Origin of the sequence: Amphritea balenae (assembly GCF_003858655.1) — a bacterium.
In the GTDB taxonomy this organism is placed as follows: domain Bacteria; phylum Pseudomonadota; class Gammaproteobacteria; order Pseudomonadales; family Balneatricaceae; genus Amphritea; species Amphritea balenae.
This window is the reverse complement of record NZ_RQXV01000002.1, coordinates 447,835-463,920: the sequence shown is the minus strand read 5'-3', so window position 1 is coordinate 463,920 and position 16,086 is coordinate 447,835. Positions and strand designations below refer to the sequence as shown.

Below are 16,086 nucleotides of genomic sequence, written 5' to 3'. Positions count from 1 at the left end.
TTAAATATTTTAAGCATCGGGCTCGAAAACTGAGTACGAAACCACTCCTATGTCCTTGAGCCCGCAATTCTACTATCTGAAAGTGAAGTGCTCTTAGAGCAGATCAGGTAGGTAATAAAATATCAGATAGATCGCCAGCAATACCGCTACCCAAACGACCATGGTTTCAGTTGGCCAGAGTCTTGCGAAGTAACCTTTGGGTTTGCCTGACTCTGCATCATAGGAACCTTGTACCATCTGCTTTATCGAAATAGCTACAGACTTTTCAAAGCCAACATAAGCATTATAAGTTGTGCTCGCAACCCTTTTTACAATAGCCGGCGCAAGCCTGCGGTATAACCAATCCGCATCGAGATTAGTCGATGGTAGCTCAGGCGGATACATATTACGCAGATTCAGCCAAACAAATGCAAGCGCCGAGAAGAACAGCAACTGCAGCTGGGTTAACACGTGGGTAACATCATAAGGCTGATAACTATGCTCCCAGGGCAACAGGGCATAAACCGTCTGGGCCGGGAAAGTACCTAATACAACACAGGCGATTGCGGCTATCGTCATGGCAATCAGCATATTCTTAGGTGGCTCTGTGGTACGGATACCCGAATCATGAGCAAAGAACGCAAAGTAAGGAATCTTGATTCCTGCGTGGTGGAATACACCTGCAGCAGCAAACAGCAGCAACAGCCAGACCACATCATAACCTTCAGAAACGGCAGCGGCCATAATCATCGATTTGGATACGAAACCGCTAAACAGTGGAAAAGCAGAGATGGAAGCTGCACCGACAATACATAGCACGGTGGTTTTAGGCATACTCTTATATAGCCCGCCTAGCTCAGAACCATTGATTTTACCGGTCATGTGCAGTACTGAACCCATGGTCATCATCAGCAGGCCTTTAAAGATAACATCGTTAAAGGCGTGAGCTACGGCACCATTTAAGGCTAGTGCAGTACCAATACCAATACCTACTATCATAAAGCCGATCTGGTTGATCAGACTGTAGGCGAGTACCCGTCGCAAGTCATTTTCGATTACTGCAAAGAATATTGGGAAACAGGCCATGGTAACGCCGATCCAGACCAGGATTTCCTCACCGGGATAGCCCCGGGCAAAAGCGTATACCGCTACCTTGGTGGTGAATGAGGCTAAGAAAATTGTACCGCTTGGGGTAGCCTCAGGATAAGAATCGGTCAGCCAGTTGTGCATAAATGGAAATGCACACTTGATGCCAAAGGCAAAGAAGATCAACCAGGCACCAACTTGAGCAATGCCTTCATGTTGCAGGCCGATCTGAGTAAATAGCAAGCTGTTATTGACCTGGGCGAAGATCAACAGGCCCACAAGCAACAACACACCGGATAGTACCTGAATGATCAGGTAACGAATACCGGAAGAATAAGCACGATCCGTACGGCGAGCCCAGATAAGGAATACTGAGGTCAGTGCCAGCAGTTCCCAGAAAATAAACAGGGTAAGCAGGTCACCAGCAAAGACGGCTCCCACGGCGCTTGCAGCGTAAGCCAGCCCTGCCACATGCTGTACGGTATCTTTAACATGCAGCGCATAGATAACAGCAATAAGAGAAGCGAGATGGAACAGATAGCCAAACATCAGGCTGAGTTTATCTACTTTTACCGGTTCCAGGGCATAACCCATAAACTCAAGGGACCAGAACACGCCATGTTCCATGCCCATCAGGTTAATAGCGCCCAGGATAGGCGCAACAATCATTATCAGATTGCGCAACCAGCCCCGCAGCACAATCGCCGCCAGGGCACCCAGCAGCAAAGGAAGAAACGGTATCACACTATTCATCGTAGTAATCTTCCCCACGCATCAGGAACTTACGCATCTCTGTCGCTATAAGCACCAGAACAACACAACCAATAAAACCATAGATGGCATAAAATGCCGGAATACTTTCCCAGTCGTGGTAGATATGTCTGTGAACAATAAAATCAACCAGGACTAACAGAGCACAAACAACATAGAAAACTTTTAACATTTTCTTAACGTTTTCAGGCTTATCAAACCAGCCATCATCTGAATGGTGTTTATCAGACATCTAGCCCTCCCCCATATTCGTTGAAGCTGTCATTTCGGTTGAGACTCCCGGAATCAGATTAATGAGGTCGACCAGGGGCTGAAGATAGAAAAACAGAGCCAGGCAACCAACAGAAGTGACTGTCAGGGCAATCAGCATCGGTAACGGTGCTTCCTTTGTTTGTGACCAGGACCAGGGCTCTGCACCTGCAACAGGCTTGCTGAAGAAGGCCTTGATAGGAATCGGTAACAGATAAGCTATGTTCAACAGAGAACTTACCATCAGCACCGCTACGATAATGAGCTTATCCGTTTCTAATGCGCCGATAGCGAGATACCATTTACTCCAGGTTCCTGCCATAGGTGGTAAACCGATAATACTAATTGCACCTATAGTAAAAGCAGCAAAAGTAATGGGCATTTTGCGCCCCAGACCCACCATATCGCTGATATTTTTCTTATGGCTGGCCACCATAATAGCGCCAGCACAGAAGAACAGCGTGATCTTACCGACCGCATGTGTAGCGATGTGCAAGGCAGCACCGGCACTAGCGATTGAAGATGCGAGAAGCGCCCCTACCACGATATAGCTCAGCTGGCTCACAGTTGAGTAGGCTAGTCGTGCCTTCAGATTATCCTTGGTCATGGCGATACAGGACGACAGCAGTATCGTCGCCGCACCGATATATAACATGAGATCGGTTGTTGCCAGATCTTTCAGGCCTTCAATTCCGAAGATATAGATAACTATCTTCAGAATACTGAATACACCGGCTTTTACCACAGCCACTGCGTGCAACAGCGCACTGACCGGAGTTGGCGCAACCAGCGCAGCAGGTAACCAGCGATGGAAAGGCATGATAGCCGCTTTACCCACGCCGTAGCAGAACAGCACCAGCAGAACACTGAGAACCACTTTATTATGTGAGTCATCAAAAATACCGCCAGCGCGAAAATCCAGCGTTCCGGTCAGGGCATAGGTGCCAAGCACCGCGAATAGCAGGAACGCAATTGAGGTGCTCAGAAGGATACCCAGGTAGACCCGCCCCCCCTGCTTCGCCGCGTCGTTGCCAGCGTGAGTTACCAAAGGGTAAGTTGAGAGGGTCAGGACCTCATAGAAAATAAACAGCGTCAGCAGGTTTCCTGAGAAGCAGATACCCATGACAGAACTGATTGCCAGTGCAAAACAGCAGAAGAAACGGGTCTGATTATCTTCGTTGTGGCCCCGCATATACCCGATGGCGTATATGCTGGTAACAATCCAGAGAAAGCTGGCTACCAGGGCGAATAGTACACCTAAAGGTTCAACAACAAAGCTGATGCCAAGCCCGGGAAAAATTTCGACCACATCCAGCTGGAGCGTTACTCCCTGGAAAGTGTAATCGGTAATCGCCAGAACAATACTGAACAGTATTGCTGCTGTTATCAGTGTCACTGCTTCACGCAGGTTGGGTATTTTCCCCGTCGCGATAACCAGTAGTGCACCCACAAAAGGAACACAGATAGATAATGTAATTAGCTGCGCCGGTTCGAGTGCTTGCCAGAGATTCATGAAGACACCTCCTGCACATTAGCCTCTGATACATTGTTTTCAAGGGCACTGTTTTCAAGCATATTGTTAGTTTGGAAAAGCCATTCAGAGGCGCTACTAGCCGCTTCGGTTGTCAGACTGGTATCAATACCGAAGTAGATATTGGCAATAACAATTACCCACATAGGCACCAGCATCAGCCAGGAAACTTCTTTAATATTTTCTGATTTCCGTGACTCTGGAAGTTTCTGAAAATAAGCAGCCTCAAGAACCCGCCCAATATAGATAATCGCAAACAGTGAACCGATCAGTACCAACGCCGCTACAATCCAGTTGCCCTGCTCTAAGGCCGCAGTTACCAGATACCATTTACTAACAAAGCCTGCGGTCAGCGGCACGCCGATAATACTCAGGCCTGCGATGGTAAACGCCGCCATTGTCAGAGGCATTTTCCGGCCTAATCCGGCAAATGCTTTAATATCAACAGAGCCAACACGGTAGAACACTGCGCCTACGGCCATAAACAGGGCACCTTTCATCAGCGCGTGGTTAAAGATATGGATCATACTGGCCATGAGACCGGCCACACTGACCAGACTAAGCCCAAGAATCATATAGCCAATCTGCGCAACACTACTGTAGGCAAGAATGGTCTTAACGTTGCTTTGTACGGTTGCCATGTAGGAGCATTTGAAAATCGCTACAACCGCCAGCACCATCAGGATAAGGCCCATCCCCATATCAACAAATACATGGTCAATGCCGAAAACCGTGAAGATAAAGCGGATCATGACGTAGACCGCGACTTTTGTTGCGGTACTGGCCAGGAATGCTGTCACTGCCGAAGGGGCATGGGTATATGCCGGTGGCAACCACATATGCAGCGGAAATAGCGCAAGCTTGATGCTGACACCCACCATGATGAACGCAAGTCCGGTGTTAATCGTACGACTGCTATCGTATGCGTCTATTCTGACCGCCAGATCCATCATGTTCAGGGTACCGGTCTTCATATAAAGCAAGCCAACACCGATCAGGATAAAGGTCGCACCGATTGTACCCATCACCAGATAGCGGAAAGCTGCCGTCAGACAACGTCTGTCTGATGCCAGGCTCACTAAGGTGTAGGTAGCCAGAGAAGAAATTTCCAGGAACACAAAGAGGTTAAACGCATCACCCGTTATCAGTATCCCTGAAAGACCCGCCAGACATAGTAAGTGCGCGGTATAGAAAAGTGCGTGATTGGCGACTTTTACCTCTTTTTCAATACTCTCTTTAGAGTAAACCAGCACCAGTGTGGAGATCGCAGTTACCGCCAGCAGGACAAAAGCGTTGGCAGCATCGACTCTTAGTTCAATTCCCCAGGGAGGCGCCCAGCCGCCAACAGCGTAGCTGATTACCCCTTCAGACAGTGCTGCTGACAGGAGCTGCCAGGACAGTATAAATGCCAGGCCACTGACAAGCGTGGCAAAGCCCCAGGAAAGCACTGTTCTCCCCAGGATAAGCGCTATTGGTGCAGCAATCAGGGGCAGAATAATAGGAAGCGCTGCTAAATGTTGTTCAAGCATCAGATCGCATCATCCTTATTTTCAAATTCATTCTCTTCAACAGTGCCATAAGCTTGTTTGATCCGGACAATCAGTGAAAGACCCACCGCTGTTGTGGCAACGCCCACAACAATGGCTGTAAGAATAAGCACGTGAGGCAGTGGATTAGAGTATTGAGTAACCCCTTCCACCACGATAGGTGCTGTACCTCCGGTAACCTTACCCATGGATATATAGAGCATGAAAACAGAGGTTTGAAAAATATTCAGACCTACAATCTTCTTAACCAGGTTGTTAGCGGAAATAACAATGTAAAAACCGGCCATCATCAGAAATACGACGATCCAGTAGTTGTAATAATCGAAAATAAAGCTCACTGGACGTTTGACCTCTCAGCCTGACTGCCAAAGGCATAGAAAATATTCAACATGACCGCAAACACTGTAATACCCACACCCAGCTCAATAATGATGATGCCATAGTGCTGACCAGCTATCGGGTCTGCGGCGAGTTTGTTGTAATCAAGAAAATGACCGCCCTTGTACATGCTATACAAACCGACACTGGCATAGAGCAGCACGCCAAAAGAAGCCATCCACTGTAAGAACTTAGGCCCAACCACTGCAAACGCTTTAGGCAGCCCAAGGACGAGCGCGTACAAAATAAAGGCGGCTGCTGCGATCACACCGGCCTGGAAGCCTCCCCCGGGACCGAAATCGCCATGAAACTGGACATATAAGGCAAACAGAATCACCAAAGGAATAATGATTTTAGAAACCACATGCAGAACACTGTGTGTTTCCAGGCCCGATTCAAGGTCTTTTTTCTTCTTACGACGTACTCCCAAGAGCGAGAGAACACCAATGAGCGCGGAGAATACTACAACCGTTTCCCCCAGCGTATCGAAGCCACGATAACTGGCTAACACCGAAGTGACCATATTAGGTAAGCCCACTTCTTTAGGTGACTCTTCTATGTAACGAGGCGCAACATGTTGATGCACTGGATTATCCGGATGCCCGAAAGGGGGCATATCGAGGGTGCCATAAATTAACGCAGCACCCGTAACCAGAACAACAAATAGCGGCAATAGAGTGGAGTGCGTACTCTGCTTCTCTTTCCGGCCAGTCATCGCCAGGGTGACAAGCATCAGAACCGTAGAAATACCTGCCCCCACAGAGGCTTCGGTAAAGGCAACGTCAACCGCATCCAGGTTCACAAATATCAAAGCGGATAGAAAGCTATAGATACCGAACAGCATCACGACAGCAAACAGATCTTTTAAGAAAATAATCCGCAGGGCGGTGAGTGCCAACATTGCCAGCAACACCAGGTCAATAAACTCAGCCATTACTTAGCACTCTCCTGTTTATCTTGCGAGCTGGATTCTGCCAACGTCAGTAGTCCACCATGACGGGCAGATTTTGCCAGGGCATGAGAAGCCGTCGGGCTGGTAACCAGCAGAAACAGCAGAATAAACACGAGCTTAGCCGTATTCAGATCGAATGAGGTTTGTAACAGCAAACCGCCGATAATCAGGATAGCGGCGATAGAATCGGTAACACTGGCTGCGTGTACCCGGGTAAAAAAATCCGGGAACCGGAACAGCCCGACAGCGCCGCTGAATCCGAAAAAAACACCTGCTAGAAGCAGCATGCTACTGACAATGTCCAGGAAATCCATGGTTTATCACTTATACTCAGTTGTTATTCAATAGGTGAGGTATATTCGAAGAAACGAAGTACCGCGACCATCCCTATGAAGTTAATCAACGCATAAACAATGGCGATATCCAGAAAATCGGGACGGCCCATCAGATATCCGCTCGCGGCAATAAACAGAACGGTCTTGGTACCGAACATATTTACGCCAAGAATCCGGTCGTAAACCGTAGGTGCCTTAAATGCCCTGGCTAGAGCAATTGCCATGACCACCAGAATAGCTATGCAGGCTGCCGCTAGAATTTCAGTCATTTGTTTTCACCCCAGATAGCAGTAATTTTCTTTTCCATCTGACCTTCTTCCAGCTCAGCGATTGATGATTCTTGCAACGCATGGACAGTCACCTCCCCCTCCTCCAGGTCCACGCTCAATGTTCCCGGAGTCAGGGTTATTGAGTTGGCATAAAGGACCCGACTGCTTGGCGGAATATCTTTCGCGCTAATTTTTGCTAAAGCCGGAGAAACCTTATCTGGTGAACCCCAGATCAGTTTAGTTACATGAAGACCTGAACTGAATATTTGCCCGATCAGCCAAGGGGCATATCGGATCAGTCGAAGACTTGTACCGATATGCCCGGGCTCATTTTCGACTTTATCCATACGTTTGAGGACTAACAGCACAACAACGACAGATATTGCACCGAAACTCAGCAGCAATGGTTCGATGTAGCCTGAAAGCAACAACCAGAATATTGACAGTACCACCGTCCATTTAACGATATGCATGTAATATCTATCCACTTTGATATAAATCGTTTTCAGCCAGCCTGAAAATCTGACCCTTTAAGTCTTCAGTTATCCCTTTGTAACGGCATTTCATCATCTATGAAAACCACCCAAAAGACCTTGAATATCAGCATAAAAATGCCATCTGGAGTTTCAGAAGCCCCTTAACTAGTTAATATCTTAAAGTTTATTCTTAATCCCAGATCAAATATGGGGCCCAATATTGCGTTGCTGTAGCTGATAGCTCAATAGAGATTATTTAATTTTATTGATAGGATATCCCTATCATCATAAAGACCTTATTCCCGAGGAGTTACAATTATGGCCCTGGAAACACCGACCATAAAACAATTGGAATACTTTGTTCGTCTGGCAGAATCCAGTACTTTCCGGGGTGCTGCGGAGCAGCTCAAAATCAGTCAGCCAACCCTCACAGCTCAGATTTACAATCTGGAAAAAACCTTAAATCTGACCTTAGTCGAACGCAGTCGTAGCGGAGCTACCCTGACGCCAGCAGGAAGGGATTTGCTAACTAACGCGCGCCAGGTTCTTGAAGAAATGAACGGCCTGCTGGACCAGGCAGCGATGATGAATCACGGGCCGGGAGGCACCTTCCGTATGGGAGTATCACCCACGATCGGCCCCTACCTGCTACCGCATATATTACCCGGGCTACATCAGACCTACGCATCCCTTAAGCTCTTTGTCCGGGAGAACACACCTAAAGCATTAGAGCTTGACCTGCTTGAAGGTCGGCTGGATCTGGTTCTGATATCCCAGCCCTTCGGTACCCCTCGTTTAACCACCGAGGTACTCTTTGAAGAACCCCTTAAACTGATTACCCCGGAAGATCATCCACTGGCTAAGTTAGAGAGAGTCGAAACCCATCACCTGCGCGGACAGAATATTCTTACGCTGGAAGAACAATACAGTAGCTACCACCAGATGGAGCTTCTATGTTCAGAGCTGGGGGCTACTATAGCCAGGGATTACGAAGGCTCCAGCCTGGATGCCCTGCGCCAGATGGTGATAATGGGAATGGGATTAACTTTTGTACCCTCAACTTACATCTACTCAGAAATACACCAGCCACAGGGTCTGAGCGTCAGGGATGTTGAAAACCTGAATCTGCACCGCACACTTGTATTAGCATGGCGACAGAACTCCCCAAACAGGGGTTTTTACAGGCAGTTGGCAGAGCTGATACGCTCATTAGTGAAAACCAATCTTTCTGATGCCAAATTAAGTTTTTGAGCATACTGAATTTGTCAAAAACCTCTCGAACCGTTTATTACTTTGAATCCACAGCCCTTAGGAAACCTGCAATTAAGTTGCATCTTGAGTTAGGCTGAAGGCTAAAGCCTAAAAAGTGTGCAATGAGGTACGGGTGTATACTTCCCCTAGACTAAATTTAAGACAAGCATCTGATTGTCTTAAATTTAAATACCCCTGCATTTTTAAACGACCTGACCCGCCGCTACACCAGAGGCCCAGGCCCACTGGAAGTTATGCCCTCCCAAATGGCCGGTAACATCCAGACACTCACCGATAAAATAGAGCCCCAGCGCTTTTTTTGCCGCCATCGTTTTCTGGTCAATCTCGTTAGTATCGATGCCACCCAGAGTCACTTCAGCAGTACGATAGCCTTCCGTTCCTGAGGGTTTTACTTTCCAGTGATGAAAAGCGCCACTGATATTTTCCAAAGCTTTGTTCGACTGATCCGCCATGGTGCCGCTAAGACCAAACAGCTGACAGAGAATCTGTGCCATTCGTTTACTCATCTGCTGCGCCATGACACTACTAATCTCTGCTTTAGGACGAGCCTCGCGCTGCTCCTTTAGCCATGCCAACAGATCCATATCCGGAAACAGATCGATTTCAACTTCAGCACCCGGTTGCCAGTATGAGGATATCTGCAAAATGGCAGGGCCACTCAGACCACGATGAGTGAACAACATACTCTCGACAAAGCTGGTATTACCTATGCTAGCCCGAACCTTGTGAGACACCCCTGACAGCTCCTTCAGAGCATCCTTTTCCTTAGGTTGTAGCGTAAATGGCACCAGAGCCGCACTGCGCGATAGAATATTCAGGTCAAACTGCTGGGCAATATCATAGGCAAAGCTGGTCGCACCACCGTTCGGTATTGAAAGACCACCGGTCGCTATCACTACCGACTCTGCTTCCAGCTCGCCATGACCGGTCGAAAGCTGGTATCCGGCATCTGTTGCTTTGATAGCGTTAACACTGGTCTCAGTTTTAAGCTCTACGCCGGCCCAGTCACATTCGGTTAACAACATATCCAGAATTTCTTTACTGGATTCATTACAAAAAAGCTGACCTAGTGTTTTCTCGTGGAACTCAATACCATGGCGCTCCACCAGCTCGATAAAGTCTTGTGCTGAATAACGGCTCAGAGCTGATTTACAGAAATGGGGATTGGCAGAGATAAAATTTGCCGGCGAGTTATGAATATTAGTGAAATTACACCGCCCACCACCGGACATCAGGATCTTACGACCGATCTTTTTCGTATGCTCAAGCACCAGCACAGAACGGCCCCGGTAACCGGCTATTGCTGCACACATTAAACCGGATGCTCCGGCCCCTATAACTACGACATCGACCTGTTGCAAGGCTTTGACTTCCCGTTGAAAAAGAAGCGCATTGTACCCAGTTGCAAGGTCAGGAGCGAATTTTATTCCGTTCGGTTATGGCTACCATCACATAAGGGTGGCGTTGCGGTTTGCTTACAGCGACAAAGAAAAACAGTTTCAGATTTTCGCGCGACAAAAACCACCGGATCTAATCCGGTCCCCTGGTGAGAACCATCACAAAAAGGTTGTGTGTTAGAACGACCGCAGGCACACCAACAATAAGTTTCACCTTCTTGCAGCTCTACCTTTGCGGGGGAATCACCGGCACGATGTACATCAGAATGTGACATTGTCTGATCTCCACTTGCGCCTGCGATTTAGCCCGCAGGCAACAATAAACGTAGATTAGGCTGTAGCGGAGATCAAACTATGAAGTGATTATTCGGAATCGGATTCTTCGTTTTTAGCCGCTTCTGCCTTCTTTAAACGACGTATTTTTTCTGCTAATGGAGTATTTCGTGCTTGCGAAGCAGCCTTATCAGATTGTTCAGCCGCCCGAGCTTTCTCATACACCGACTTGGTCTTTTTCTTCTGATCCAGGTTTTTCCGCTTACGACTTTCATAGCTATCCGGATCGGCCATTTTCTCACTACGACGGGGCCCATCAATATAAACTGTCAGTCCGCCGCCAGTACGTTTCTTTCTCTTACGTGTCATCGCTCTTACTCTTTACCTTGTTCTTTCGCTGCTTCTGCAGCCAATTCTTCAGCCGCCAGACGCTCAGCTTCTATGCGCTGCTGTTCCCATTTTTCAAGCCACTCAGAAACAGTCTCATAGGTTACCAGACCGATCTGACCGCCTCTTAATTCGTTTAGCAATATCTCTGATGCTTTGTGCATATCAATCTTGCCACCCGCACGCAGACCGCCACGCTTACGACCAATCTCTTTTAGCAGTTCATCAGCATTTTCAGGGATTTTCTTGAGCTTATACCTGGCAACCATGAGCTCGGGATAATCCTGACAAAGAAACTCAGCGGCATATTCAGCCACTTGCTGAAATTCAATTGCAGTATTTTTAATCGCACCACTGGCCGCCAACCGATAGCCGGAATCGCGGTCTTCAATTTTAGGCCATAACATGCCCGGCGTGTCGGATAACGCCATACCGTTCTTCAGAAGAAAGCGCTTTTGCCCTTTCGTTACCGCAGGCTCATTACCCACTTTAGCAATTTTCTTACCCAGCAATGCATTTATCATGGTGGATTTGCCCACATTGGGAATCCCCATGATCATCGCCCTGACCTGTCGACCATTATTGCTGCGTGAAGGTACTAACTCATTACAGAGATTAGGAATACTGCTAATCAACTTTTTCTGCTTATAGTCGATCATGATAGCCCGGGTATCCGGCAGGCTATTATAGTAGTCGACCCACTCCTGAGTGCGTACAGGGTCCGCCAGATCGCTCTTATTCAGCAACTTGATGACCGGAGTGCCTTTACCGAGCTGCGAAATCATCGGATTTTCACTGGAAACAGGCAACCGGGCATCAAGTACCTCGATTACCACGTCGATCTCGTCCATTACTTTAGCGATCTCTTTACGGGCTTTATGCATATGGCCCGGAAACCAGTTAATACTCATAATTCTATTCGCACTCTACAGGGGACGCACATTATACCTATAGCAACCAAAACAGCGACTTATTTTCCACATTGCCTCAATAACACTACCTGTTATGGGGAATCTCAATACTGACAACAGTCACTGCTACCTATATGCTGGATTGAACTGAAGTTTCTATGGAAAGAGCTTATATGGAATCATCTTCTGCTTCACAAGTCCTGATGGCCCGCCAACCGATCTTCGATCGTAGTCAGCGGGTCGTTGCTTATGAGCTTCTCTATCGCGATGAACATAGCTCCGATCATGCTCTTTTCTGCGGTTCCAGCGCTACCAGCGATGTTATCTTAAACACCTATACCAGTATATCTGACCAGGGCGCACTGAAGCGGGTTCCCGCCTTTATTAATTTAACCCGGGAACTCCTGGTTTCTGATGATTTCCCAGAACTACCCCGCAAGAATATCGTACTGGAGATCCTGGAAGATATTAAAGTCGACCGGGAAGTCATTATCGCAGTACACCGCCTGGTTAAAGATGGCTACAGAATCGCTCTCGATGATTTCATCTACAAGCCGGAGTTTGAACCCCTTCTTAAAATGGCTCATATCGTTAAGGTCGATGTAAAAGATATGACCTTTGACGAAATAAAGGAACAGGTAAGGCTGCTATCAAAATTCAAAGTAACTCTACTGGCTGAAAAAATTGAAACCGTCGAAGTACTAGAAGAGTGCAATAAGCTTGGCTTTAAGCTATTTCAGGGGCATTTCCTTAGTAAACCAAAGATTGTTAAAGGTAAAAAGGTCGATCCGAACCAGGCCGCACTAATCGAACTGGTTCAGGAACTACAAAACCCAAATACCACGCCTGAACGACTGGAACAGCTGATTATTCGTGACCCGGTATTAACCTATAAGCTGCTGCGCATCGTCAATTCAGCCGCCTATGCTCTGGTACGTAAAGTTGAATCATTAACTGAAGCCATTGTTATGCTAGGCATGGCGCAGATTCGTAAGTGGGCAACCCTGATCGCGCTAAGCAATCAAAGTGGTAAGCCAGAGGAGATCTGCCGTAGTTTGTTAGTACGGGGACGTATGTGTGAAGAGATTGCGATTGCAGGCAAACAGTCGAATCATTCCAGCTATTTTATGACCGGTATGATGTCGAACCTGCACCTGCTGCTGGATATTGACCGTGAGACTATGCTGAACGAAGTCCCGCTGGCTGATGAGATCAAAGATGCGATCTTGCTTAATGAAGGAGATATGGGTGAAGTGCTGATGCACGTCGACAACTATGAAGCTGGCGACTGGGATCTATTACCTACCGATTTTGATGCAAATCTTTACGAGAATAGCTATCGACTGGCGCTGGACTGGAGTAAAGAAGCGATGCAGGCACTTAACGATATCGACTAATCGTTTGATATTATTTCATCAAGACCATAAAAAGGCCGCTGATGCGGCCTTTTCTAATACTCGAGTTTAAACCCGCGCAATATCAACAAACATATCACAACTCATCAGGCACCCGGCTGCAGGTCAGGATGCGCATTAGTAAAGCACTCCAATTTAAGGCAGTTTTCATTCACCCGAACAATATTCGGATAAGCGCTCAACTCACATTTGAAACGATTCGCATTAAAGACCTGAGGCACAAGGCACAGATCCGCCAAAGTCACCTGATCACCAAAGCAGTACTGCCCAGATGATTCAGAAAGAATCTGCTCGAGCGCATCGAAGCCTTTATAGATCCAGTGCTGATACCAGGTAGTTTTTTGCTCATCGACGGCGCCCAGCTCAGACACCATATACTTCAATATACGCAGATTATTAACCGGATGAATATCACAAGCGATTAACTGTGCCATCGCTCTTACCCTGGCTTTATCCGCAGCAGAACCGGGTAACAAAGACACTGATTCAGGATAGGCATCATCCAGATATTCACAGATAGCCAGAGATTGAGTCAGCATCAGATCACCATCCTGCAGCGCCGGTACAAAACCTTGCGGATTGCGATTAAGGTGCTTATCTTCGACATGCTCCCCCGCCAACAGACTAACTGGCACCTGCTCATAGGGCATTTTTTTTAAGTTAAGAGCGATACGCACCCGATAAGCCGCAGATGAACGGCAATAATCAAACAACAGCATAATTAGAATCTCTGAATTTTAAGTCTTAGTGTTAACTGGTCGGGTAGAACTGAACGGGACTGACCAGCTTCGTTGGTGCGGTTATATCACTAATCTTTTACATGCTCACCGGCAATTTTCAGTGCCTGAGACAACACCTGCTGATCACCAATATGATTACTGAGTAACAGTATCAACCGTGCATTTACATCGCGACTCTGATCATCATCCAGTGCCTGATAAAGGCTGTTAAGCTGCTGGTAAAACTCATCAGGAGCCTGCATATTTGAGGCAGTTATAAGTTCAGCCATTGTCGTTTTCCTCATATTCCTGATAATTACCCAACGCTCTGCTATGGGCCGCCAATACTGCAGGCATATCAAACCGGCGCATACGTGCGGCGATCAGCTGGTCCGGCCGGCAGAGATAAAAAGTCCCAGCCTTTGCATCCAGACGCTGCCTGACAACAGCCCGATGATCAACAATCACCTTGCCTCCCTCGGGCAAAGCCAGTTCCATCCCGTGGGGGGCAATAATATACGTCTTAACCGGTACCGCCAGCTCAGCCAGTTCAGCTAACTGAGCGTCTAACTGAGCAACGACCCGACTCGCCTCATCCTCCTGATCAACAAAAAGCAGACCGGTAAAGCTTATGCCAAGAACAGATCGTAAAAAAGTATCTTTCCCTTGATAAAGGACAGGACCATCAGCACAGGGAGCACCTGGTAAAACATCACAATCAAAATGATCTGCATCAGACGTATTCAAAGGGGACTCTTCAATAAAGACCGCCTCAGACAGGCGTCCTGAATTGACCAGTGTTCGAGCAAAGTCATAGTCCTTTGCCAGATCCAACACCGCATCTCGAAACACACGGCACTGTCCCGCCTTAGGTGTAATAAAATCTGTCGCATTAGTCGATAGCTGCATATTCCGGTCAGCAGCATAGCAGCGTTCATCTGAGTAACTATCGAGCAACGAATCTGATGCCAGGCCATCGATTACCAGCCTGAGCTTCCATACCAAATTATCAGCATCCTCAAATCCTGAATTAATACCCCTGGCACTAAATGGGGAGACCTGGTGTGCTGCATCACCAACAAAGAACAGATTTGCTTTTCTGAAGCGATCCATTCGCCTACAAGTAAAGGTATAAACGGATGCCCACTCCAGTTCAAAAGAGACATCACCACCTAATAACGCTTCGACTCTGGCGATCACATTTTCGGGTTTACGCTCTTCAGCAGGATCAGCCTGCCAGCCAATATCGAAATCTATACGCCAGACATTATCAGCCTGAGGCTGTATCAACGCCGTTTGACCATCATGAAAAGCAGGATTAAACCAGAGCCATCGTTCTACAGGAAACTTATCAGTCTCCATCACTACATCTGCAATAAGGAAGCGATTGTGAAAAATCTGCCCTTTAAAGTCCTGATGACTCTCTGACCGGATGAAACTGTTAGCACCATCCCCTGCAATCAAATAATCACAACTAAGTTGATACGAGCCCTCAGGAGTATCAATTTTAAGCAGTGTCAGTTCGTTACTGTGATCGATCCGTACCACCCGGTTCTCCCAGCGTAAGCTAATAGCCGACAACTCACCGATACGATCAATCAGGTATTCTTCTAAATAGTACTGTTGTAAATTAACAAATGCCGGGTGGCGACTATCCGTATCAGTCAGATTAAAGCTATCAACCTCAGTGTCACCAAAGAAAGTACGACCAAAACTCCAACTGGTACCTTTTTCAACTAACCGCTGACCTATACCCAGGCGATCTGCGATATCCAGGGAGCGCTGACTATAACAAACTGCGCGAGATCCGGTACTAACCGTGTTACTGCTATCCAGTAGCACTACGGCTATACCTTGCTGCGCTAGACCGATAGCCGTAGCCATACCCGAAGGACCGGCCCCCACAACGATAACCTGATGATGAACAACATCCTCAGCATCCTGGTCTGTGTCGCGGCTGTAGCTAAATTCAGGACGAGTATAAGTTTTAAACATTAGCCCTACAGGTTATAAAAGTGCATTTAGCAGAACCCAAACGGAGGCTCCGCAAGTAAAAATCACACGCCTTACTTTCAAGATAGACAACTTCAAGCTTCAGGCTAAGGTTTCTGATATTTAAAGCTATTTCCTTGTCATCCA

The 16,086-nt window shown here is 47.3% G+C and carries 18 protein-coding genes; 2 read left to right on the top strand and 16 right to left on the bottom strand.

From position 1 onward, the window contains the following. Positions 1 to 93 precede the first annotated feature (93 nt). The 9 genes from EHS89_RS06400 to EHS89_RS06360 are packed head-to-tail and all read right to left on the bottom strand — an operon-like array spanning position 94 to position 7,570. A complete protein-coding gene (locus EHS89_RS06400) occupies positions 94 to 1,818 on the bottom strand; it encodes a Na(+)/H(+) antiporter subunit D (protein WP_124925292.1) in 1,725 nt (574 codons plus the stop codon). After that, positions 1,811 to 2,068, bottom strand: coding sequence for a hypothetical protein (locus tag EHS89_RS06395; protein ID WP_124925291.1), 258 nt, complete (start codon positions 2,066 to 2,068; stop codon positions 1,811 to 1,813). The genes EHS89_RS06400 and EHS89_RS06395 overlap by 8 nt, the downstream gene beginning before the upstream one ends. Next, positions 2,069 to 3,598, bottom strand: a complete 1,530-nt coding sequence (locus tag EHS89_RS06390; protein ID WP_124925290.1) for a monovalent cation/H+ antiporter subunit D family protein — start codon at positions 3,596 to 3,598, stop codon at positions 2,069 to 2,071. After that, entirely contained in the window at positions 3,595 to 5,145 is a 1,551-nt protein-coding gene (locus EHS89_RS06385) for a monovalent cation/H+ antiporter subunit D family protein (RefSeq protein WP_124925289.1), read from the bottom strand. Before EHS89_RS06385 ends, EHS89_RS06390 begins: the two co-directional genes overlap by 4 nt. Continuing rightward, on the bottom strand, positions 5,145 to 5,501 hold the full coding sequence (locus tag EHS89_RS06380) for a cation:proton antiporter subunit C (RefSeq protein WP_124925288.1): 357 nt from the start codon (positions 5,499 to 5,501) through the stop codon (positions 5,145 to 5,147). Before EHS89_RS06380 ends, EHS89_RS06385 begins: the two co-directional genes overlap by 1 nt. Then, positions 5,498 to 6,475, bottom strand: a complete 978-nt coding sequence (locus EHS89_RS06375) for a DUF4040 domain-containing protein (protein ID WP_124925287.1) — start codon at positions 6,473 to 6,475, stop codon at positions 5,498 to 5,500. Before EHS89_RS06375 ends, EHS89_RS06380 begins: the two co-directional genes overlap by 4 nt. Further along, positions 6,475 to 6,780, bottom strand: coding sequence for a monovalent cation/H(+) antiporter subunit G (gene mnhG / locus EHS89_RS06370; protein ID WP_244937366.1), 306 nt, complete (start codon positions 6,778 to 6,780; stop codon positions 6,475 to 6,477). Before mnhG ends, EHS89_RS06375 begins: the two co-directional genes overlap by 1 nt. Before the next feature lie 50 nt (positions 6,781 to 6,830). Continuing rightward, the gene (locus EHS89_RS06365) at positions 6,831 to 7,097 is read right to left on the bottom strand and encodes an MrpF/PhaF family protein (protein ID WP_124925285.1); all 267 of its coding nucleotides are present in this window, start codon (positions 7,095 to 7,097) and stop codon (positions 6,831 to 6,833) included. Next, positions 7,094 to 7,570: a Na+/H+ antiporter subunit E gene (locus EHS89_RS06360; RefSeq protein WP_124925284.1), complete on the bottom strand. Its 477-nt coding sequence runs from the start codon at positions 7,568 to 7,570 to the stop codon at positions 7,094 to 7,096. The genes EHS89_RS06365 and EHS89_RS06360 overlap by 4 nt, the downstream gene beginning before the upstream one ends. 321 nt (positions 7,571 to 7,891) lie before the next feature. Here EHS89_RS06360 and EHS89_RS06355 point away from each other — a divergent pair, with 321 nt between their 5' ends. Then, on the top strand, positions 7,892 to 8,824 hold the full coding sequence (locus tag EHS89_RS06355; RefSeq protein ID WP_124925283.1) for a hydrogen peroxide-inducible genes activator: 933 nt from the start codon (positions 7,892 to 7,894) through the stop codon (positions 8,822 to 8,824). Positions 8,825 to 9,027: 203 nt separating this feature from the next. Here EHS89_RS06355 and EHS89_RS06350 read toward each other — a convergent pair whose 3' ends face one another. The 4 genes from EHS89_RS06350 to ylqF all read right to left on the bottom strand — a co-directional run bounded on the left by EHS89_RS06350 (position 9,028) and on the right by ylqF (position 11,813). After that, positions 9,028 to 10,158: a BaiN/RdsA family NAD(P)/FAD-dependent oxidoreductase gene (locus EHS89_RS06350; RefSeq protein ID WP_229753630.1), complete on the bottom strand. Its 1,131-nt coding sequence runs from the start codon at positions 10,156 to 10,158 to the stop codon at positions 9,028 to 9,030. Between the two features lie 110 nt (positions 10,159 to 10,268). Further along, positions 10,269 to 10,517, bottom strand: a complete 249-nt coding sequence (locus tag EHS89_RS06345; protein ID WP_124925281.1) for a CDGSH iron-sulfur domain-containing protein — start codon at positions 10,515 to 10,517, stop codon at positions 10,269 to 10,271. An 88-nt stretch (positions 10,518 to 10,605) separates the two neighbouring features. Then, the gene (locus EHS89_RS06340; RefSeq protein ID WP_124925280.1) at positions 10,606 to 10,884 is read right to left on the bottom strand and encodes a hypothetical protein; all 279 of its coding nucleotides are present in this window, start codon (positions 10,882 to 10,884) and stop codon (positions 10,606 to 10,608) included. Between the two features lie 5 nt (positions 10,885 to 10,889). After that, the gene (gene ylqF, locus EHS89_RS06335) at positions 10,890 to 11,813 is read right to left on the bottom strand and encodes a ribosome biogenesis GTPase YlqF (RefSeq protein WP_170167425.1); all 924 of its coding nucleotides are present in this window, start codon (positions 11,811 to 11,813) and stop codon (positions 10,890 to 10,892) included. Positions 11,814 to 11,986: 173 nt separating this feature from the next. Here ylqF and EHS89_RS06330 point away from each other — a divergent pair, with 173 nt between their 5' ends. Next, a complete protein-coding gene (locus tag EHS89_RS06330; RefSeq protein WP_124925278.1) occupies positions 11,987 to 13,210 on the top strand; it encodes an EAL and HDOD domain-containing protein in 1,224 nt (407 codons plus the stop codon). 104 nt (positions 13,211 to 13,314) lie between these two features. On the opposite strand, the gene maiA is transcribed toward EHS89_RS06330, so the two are convergent. From maiA to EHS89_RS06315, 3 genes are all read right to left on the bottom strand, one after another. Next, positions 13,315 to 13,950 carry a maleylacetoacetate isomerase gene (maiA, locus tag EHS89_RS06325; RefSeq protein ID WP_124925277.1) on the bottom strand — a complete coding sequence of 212 codons (636 nt, stop codon included), beginning with the start codon at positions 13,948 to 13,950 and terminating at the stop codon, positions 13,315 to 13,317. An 86-nt stretch (positions 13,951 to 14,036) separates the two neighbouring features. Further along, entirely contained in the window at positions 14,037 to 14,237 is a 201-nt protein-coding gene (locus EHS89_RS06320; protein ID WP_124925276.1) for a DUF2783 domain-containing protein, read from the bottom strand. Further along, a complete protein-coding gene (locus EHS89_RS06315; RefSeq protein ID WP_124925275.1) occupies positions 14,230 to 15,942 on the bottom strand; it encodes an FAD-dependent oxidoreductase in 1,713 nt (570 codons plus the stop codon). The genes EHS89_RS06320 and EHS89_RS06315 overlap by 8 nt, the downstream gene beginning before the upstream one ends. Positions 15,943 to 16,086: the final 144 nt, after the last annotated feature.

Bases quoted from the DNA above. Each gene is read 5' to 3' on its own strand.
- EHS89_RS06345 (WP_124925281.1), bottom strand. From the start codon at position 10,517: ATGTCACATTCTGATGTACATCGTGCCGGTGATTCCCCCGCAAAGGTA.
- EHS89_RS06365 (WP_124925285.1), bottom strand. From the start codon at position 7,097: ATGACTGAAATTCTAGCGGCAGCCTGCATAGCTATTCTGGTGGTCATG.
- EHS89_RS06315 (WP_124925275.1), bottom strand. From the start codon at position 15,942: ATGTTTAAAACTTATACTCGTCCTGAATTTAGCTACAGCCGCGACACA.
- EHS89_RS06340 (WP_124925280.1), bottom strand. From the start codon at position 10,884: ATGACACGTAAGAGAAAGAAACGTACTGGCGGCGGACTGACAGTTTAT.
- EHS89_RS06350 (WP_229753630.1), bottom strand. From the start codon at position 10,158: ATGTGTGCAGCAATAGCCGGTTACCGGGGCCGTTCTGTGCTGGTGCTT.
- EHS89_RS06385 (WP_124925289.1), bottom strand. From the start codon at position 5,145: ATGCTTGAACAACATTTAGCAGCGCTTCCTATTATTCTGCCCCTGATT.
- EHS89_RS06360 (WP_124925284.1), bottom strand. From the start codon at position 7,570: ATGCATATCGTTAAATGGACGGTGGTACTGTCAATATTCTGGTTGTTG.
- ylqF (WP_170167425.1), bottom strand. From the start codon at position 11,813: ATGAGTATTAACTGGTTTCCGGGCCATATGCATAAAGCCCGTAAAGAG.
- EHS89_RS06330 (WP_124925278.1), top strand. From the start codon at position 11,987: ATGGAATCATCTTCTGCTTCACAAGTCCTGATGGCCCGCCAACCGATC.
- EHS89_RS06400 (WP_124925292.1), bottom strand. From the start codon at position 1,818: ATGAATAGTGTGATACCGTTTCTTCCTTTGCTGCTGGGTGCCCTGGCG.
- EHS89_RS06355 (WP_124925283.1), top strand. From the start codon at position 7,892: ATGGCCCTGGAAACACCGACCATAAAACAATTGGAATACTTTGTTCGT.
- EHS89_RS06390 (WP_124925290.1), bottom strand. From the start codon at position 3,598: ATGAATCTCTGGCAAGCACTCGAACCGGCGCAGCTAATTACATTATCT.
- mnhG (WP_244937366.1), bottom strand. From the start codon at position 6,780: ATGCTGCTTCTAGCAGGTGTTTTTTTCGGATTCAGCGGCGCTGTCGGG.
- EHS89_RS06320 (WP_124925276.1), bottom strand. From the start codon at position 14,237: ATGGCTGAACTTATAACTGCCTCAAATATGCAGGCTCCTGATGAGTTT.
- EHS89_RS06395 (WP_124925291.1), bottom strand. From the start codon at position 2,068: ATGTCTGATAAACACCATTCAGATGATGGCTGGTTTGATAAGCCTGAA.
- EHS89_RS06375 (WP_124925287.1), bottom strand. From the start codon at position 6,475: ATGGCTGAGTTTATTGACCTGGTGTTGCTGGCAATGTTGGCACTCACC.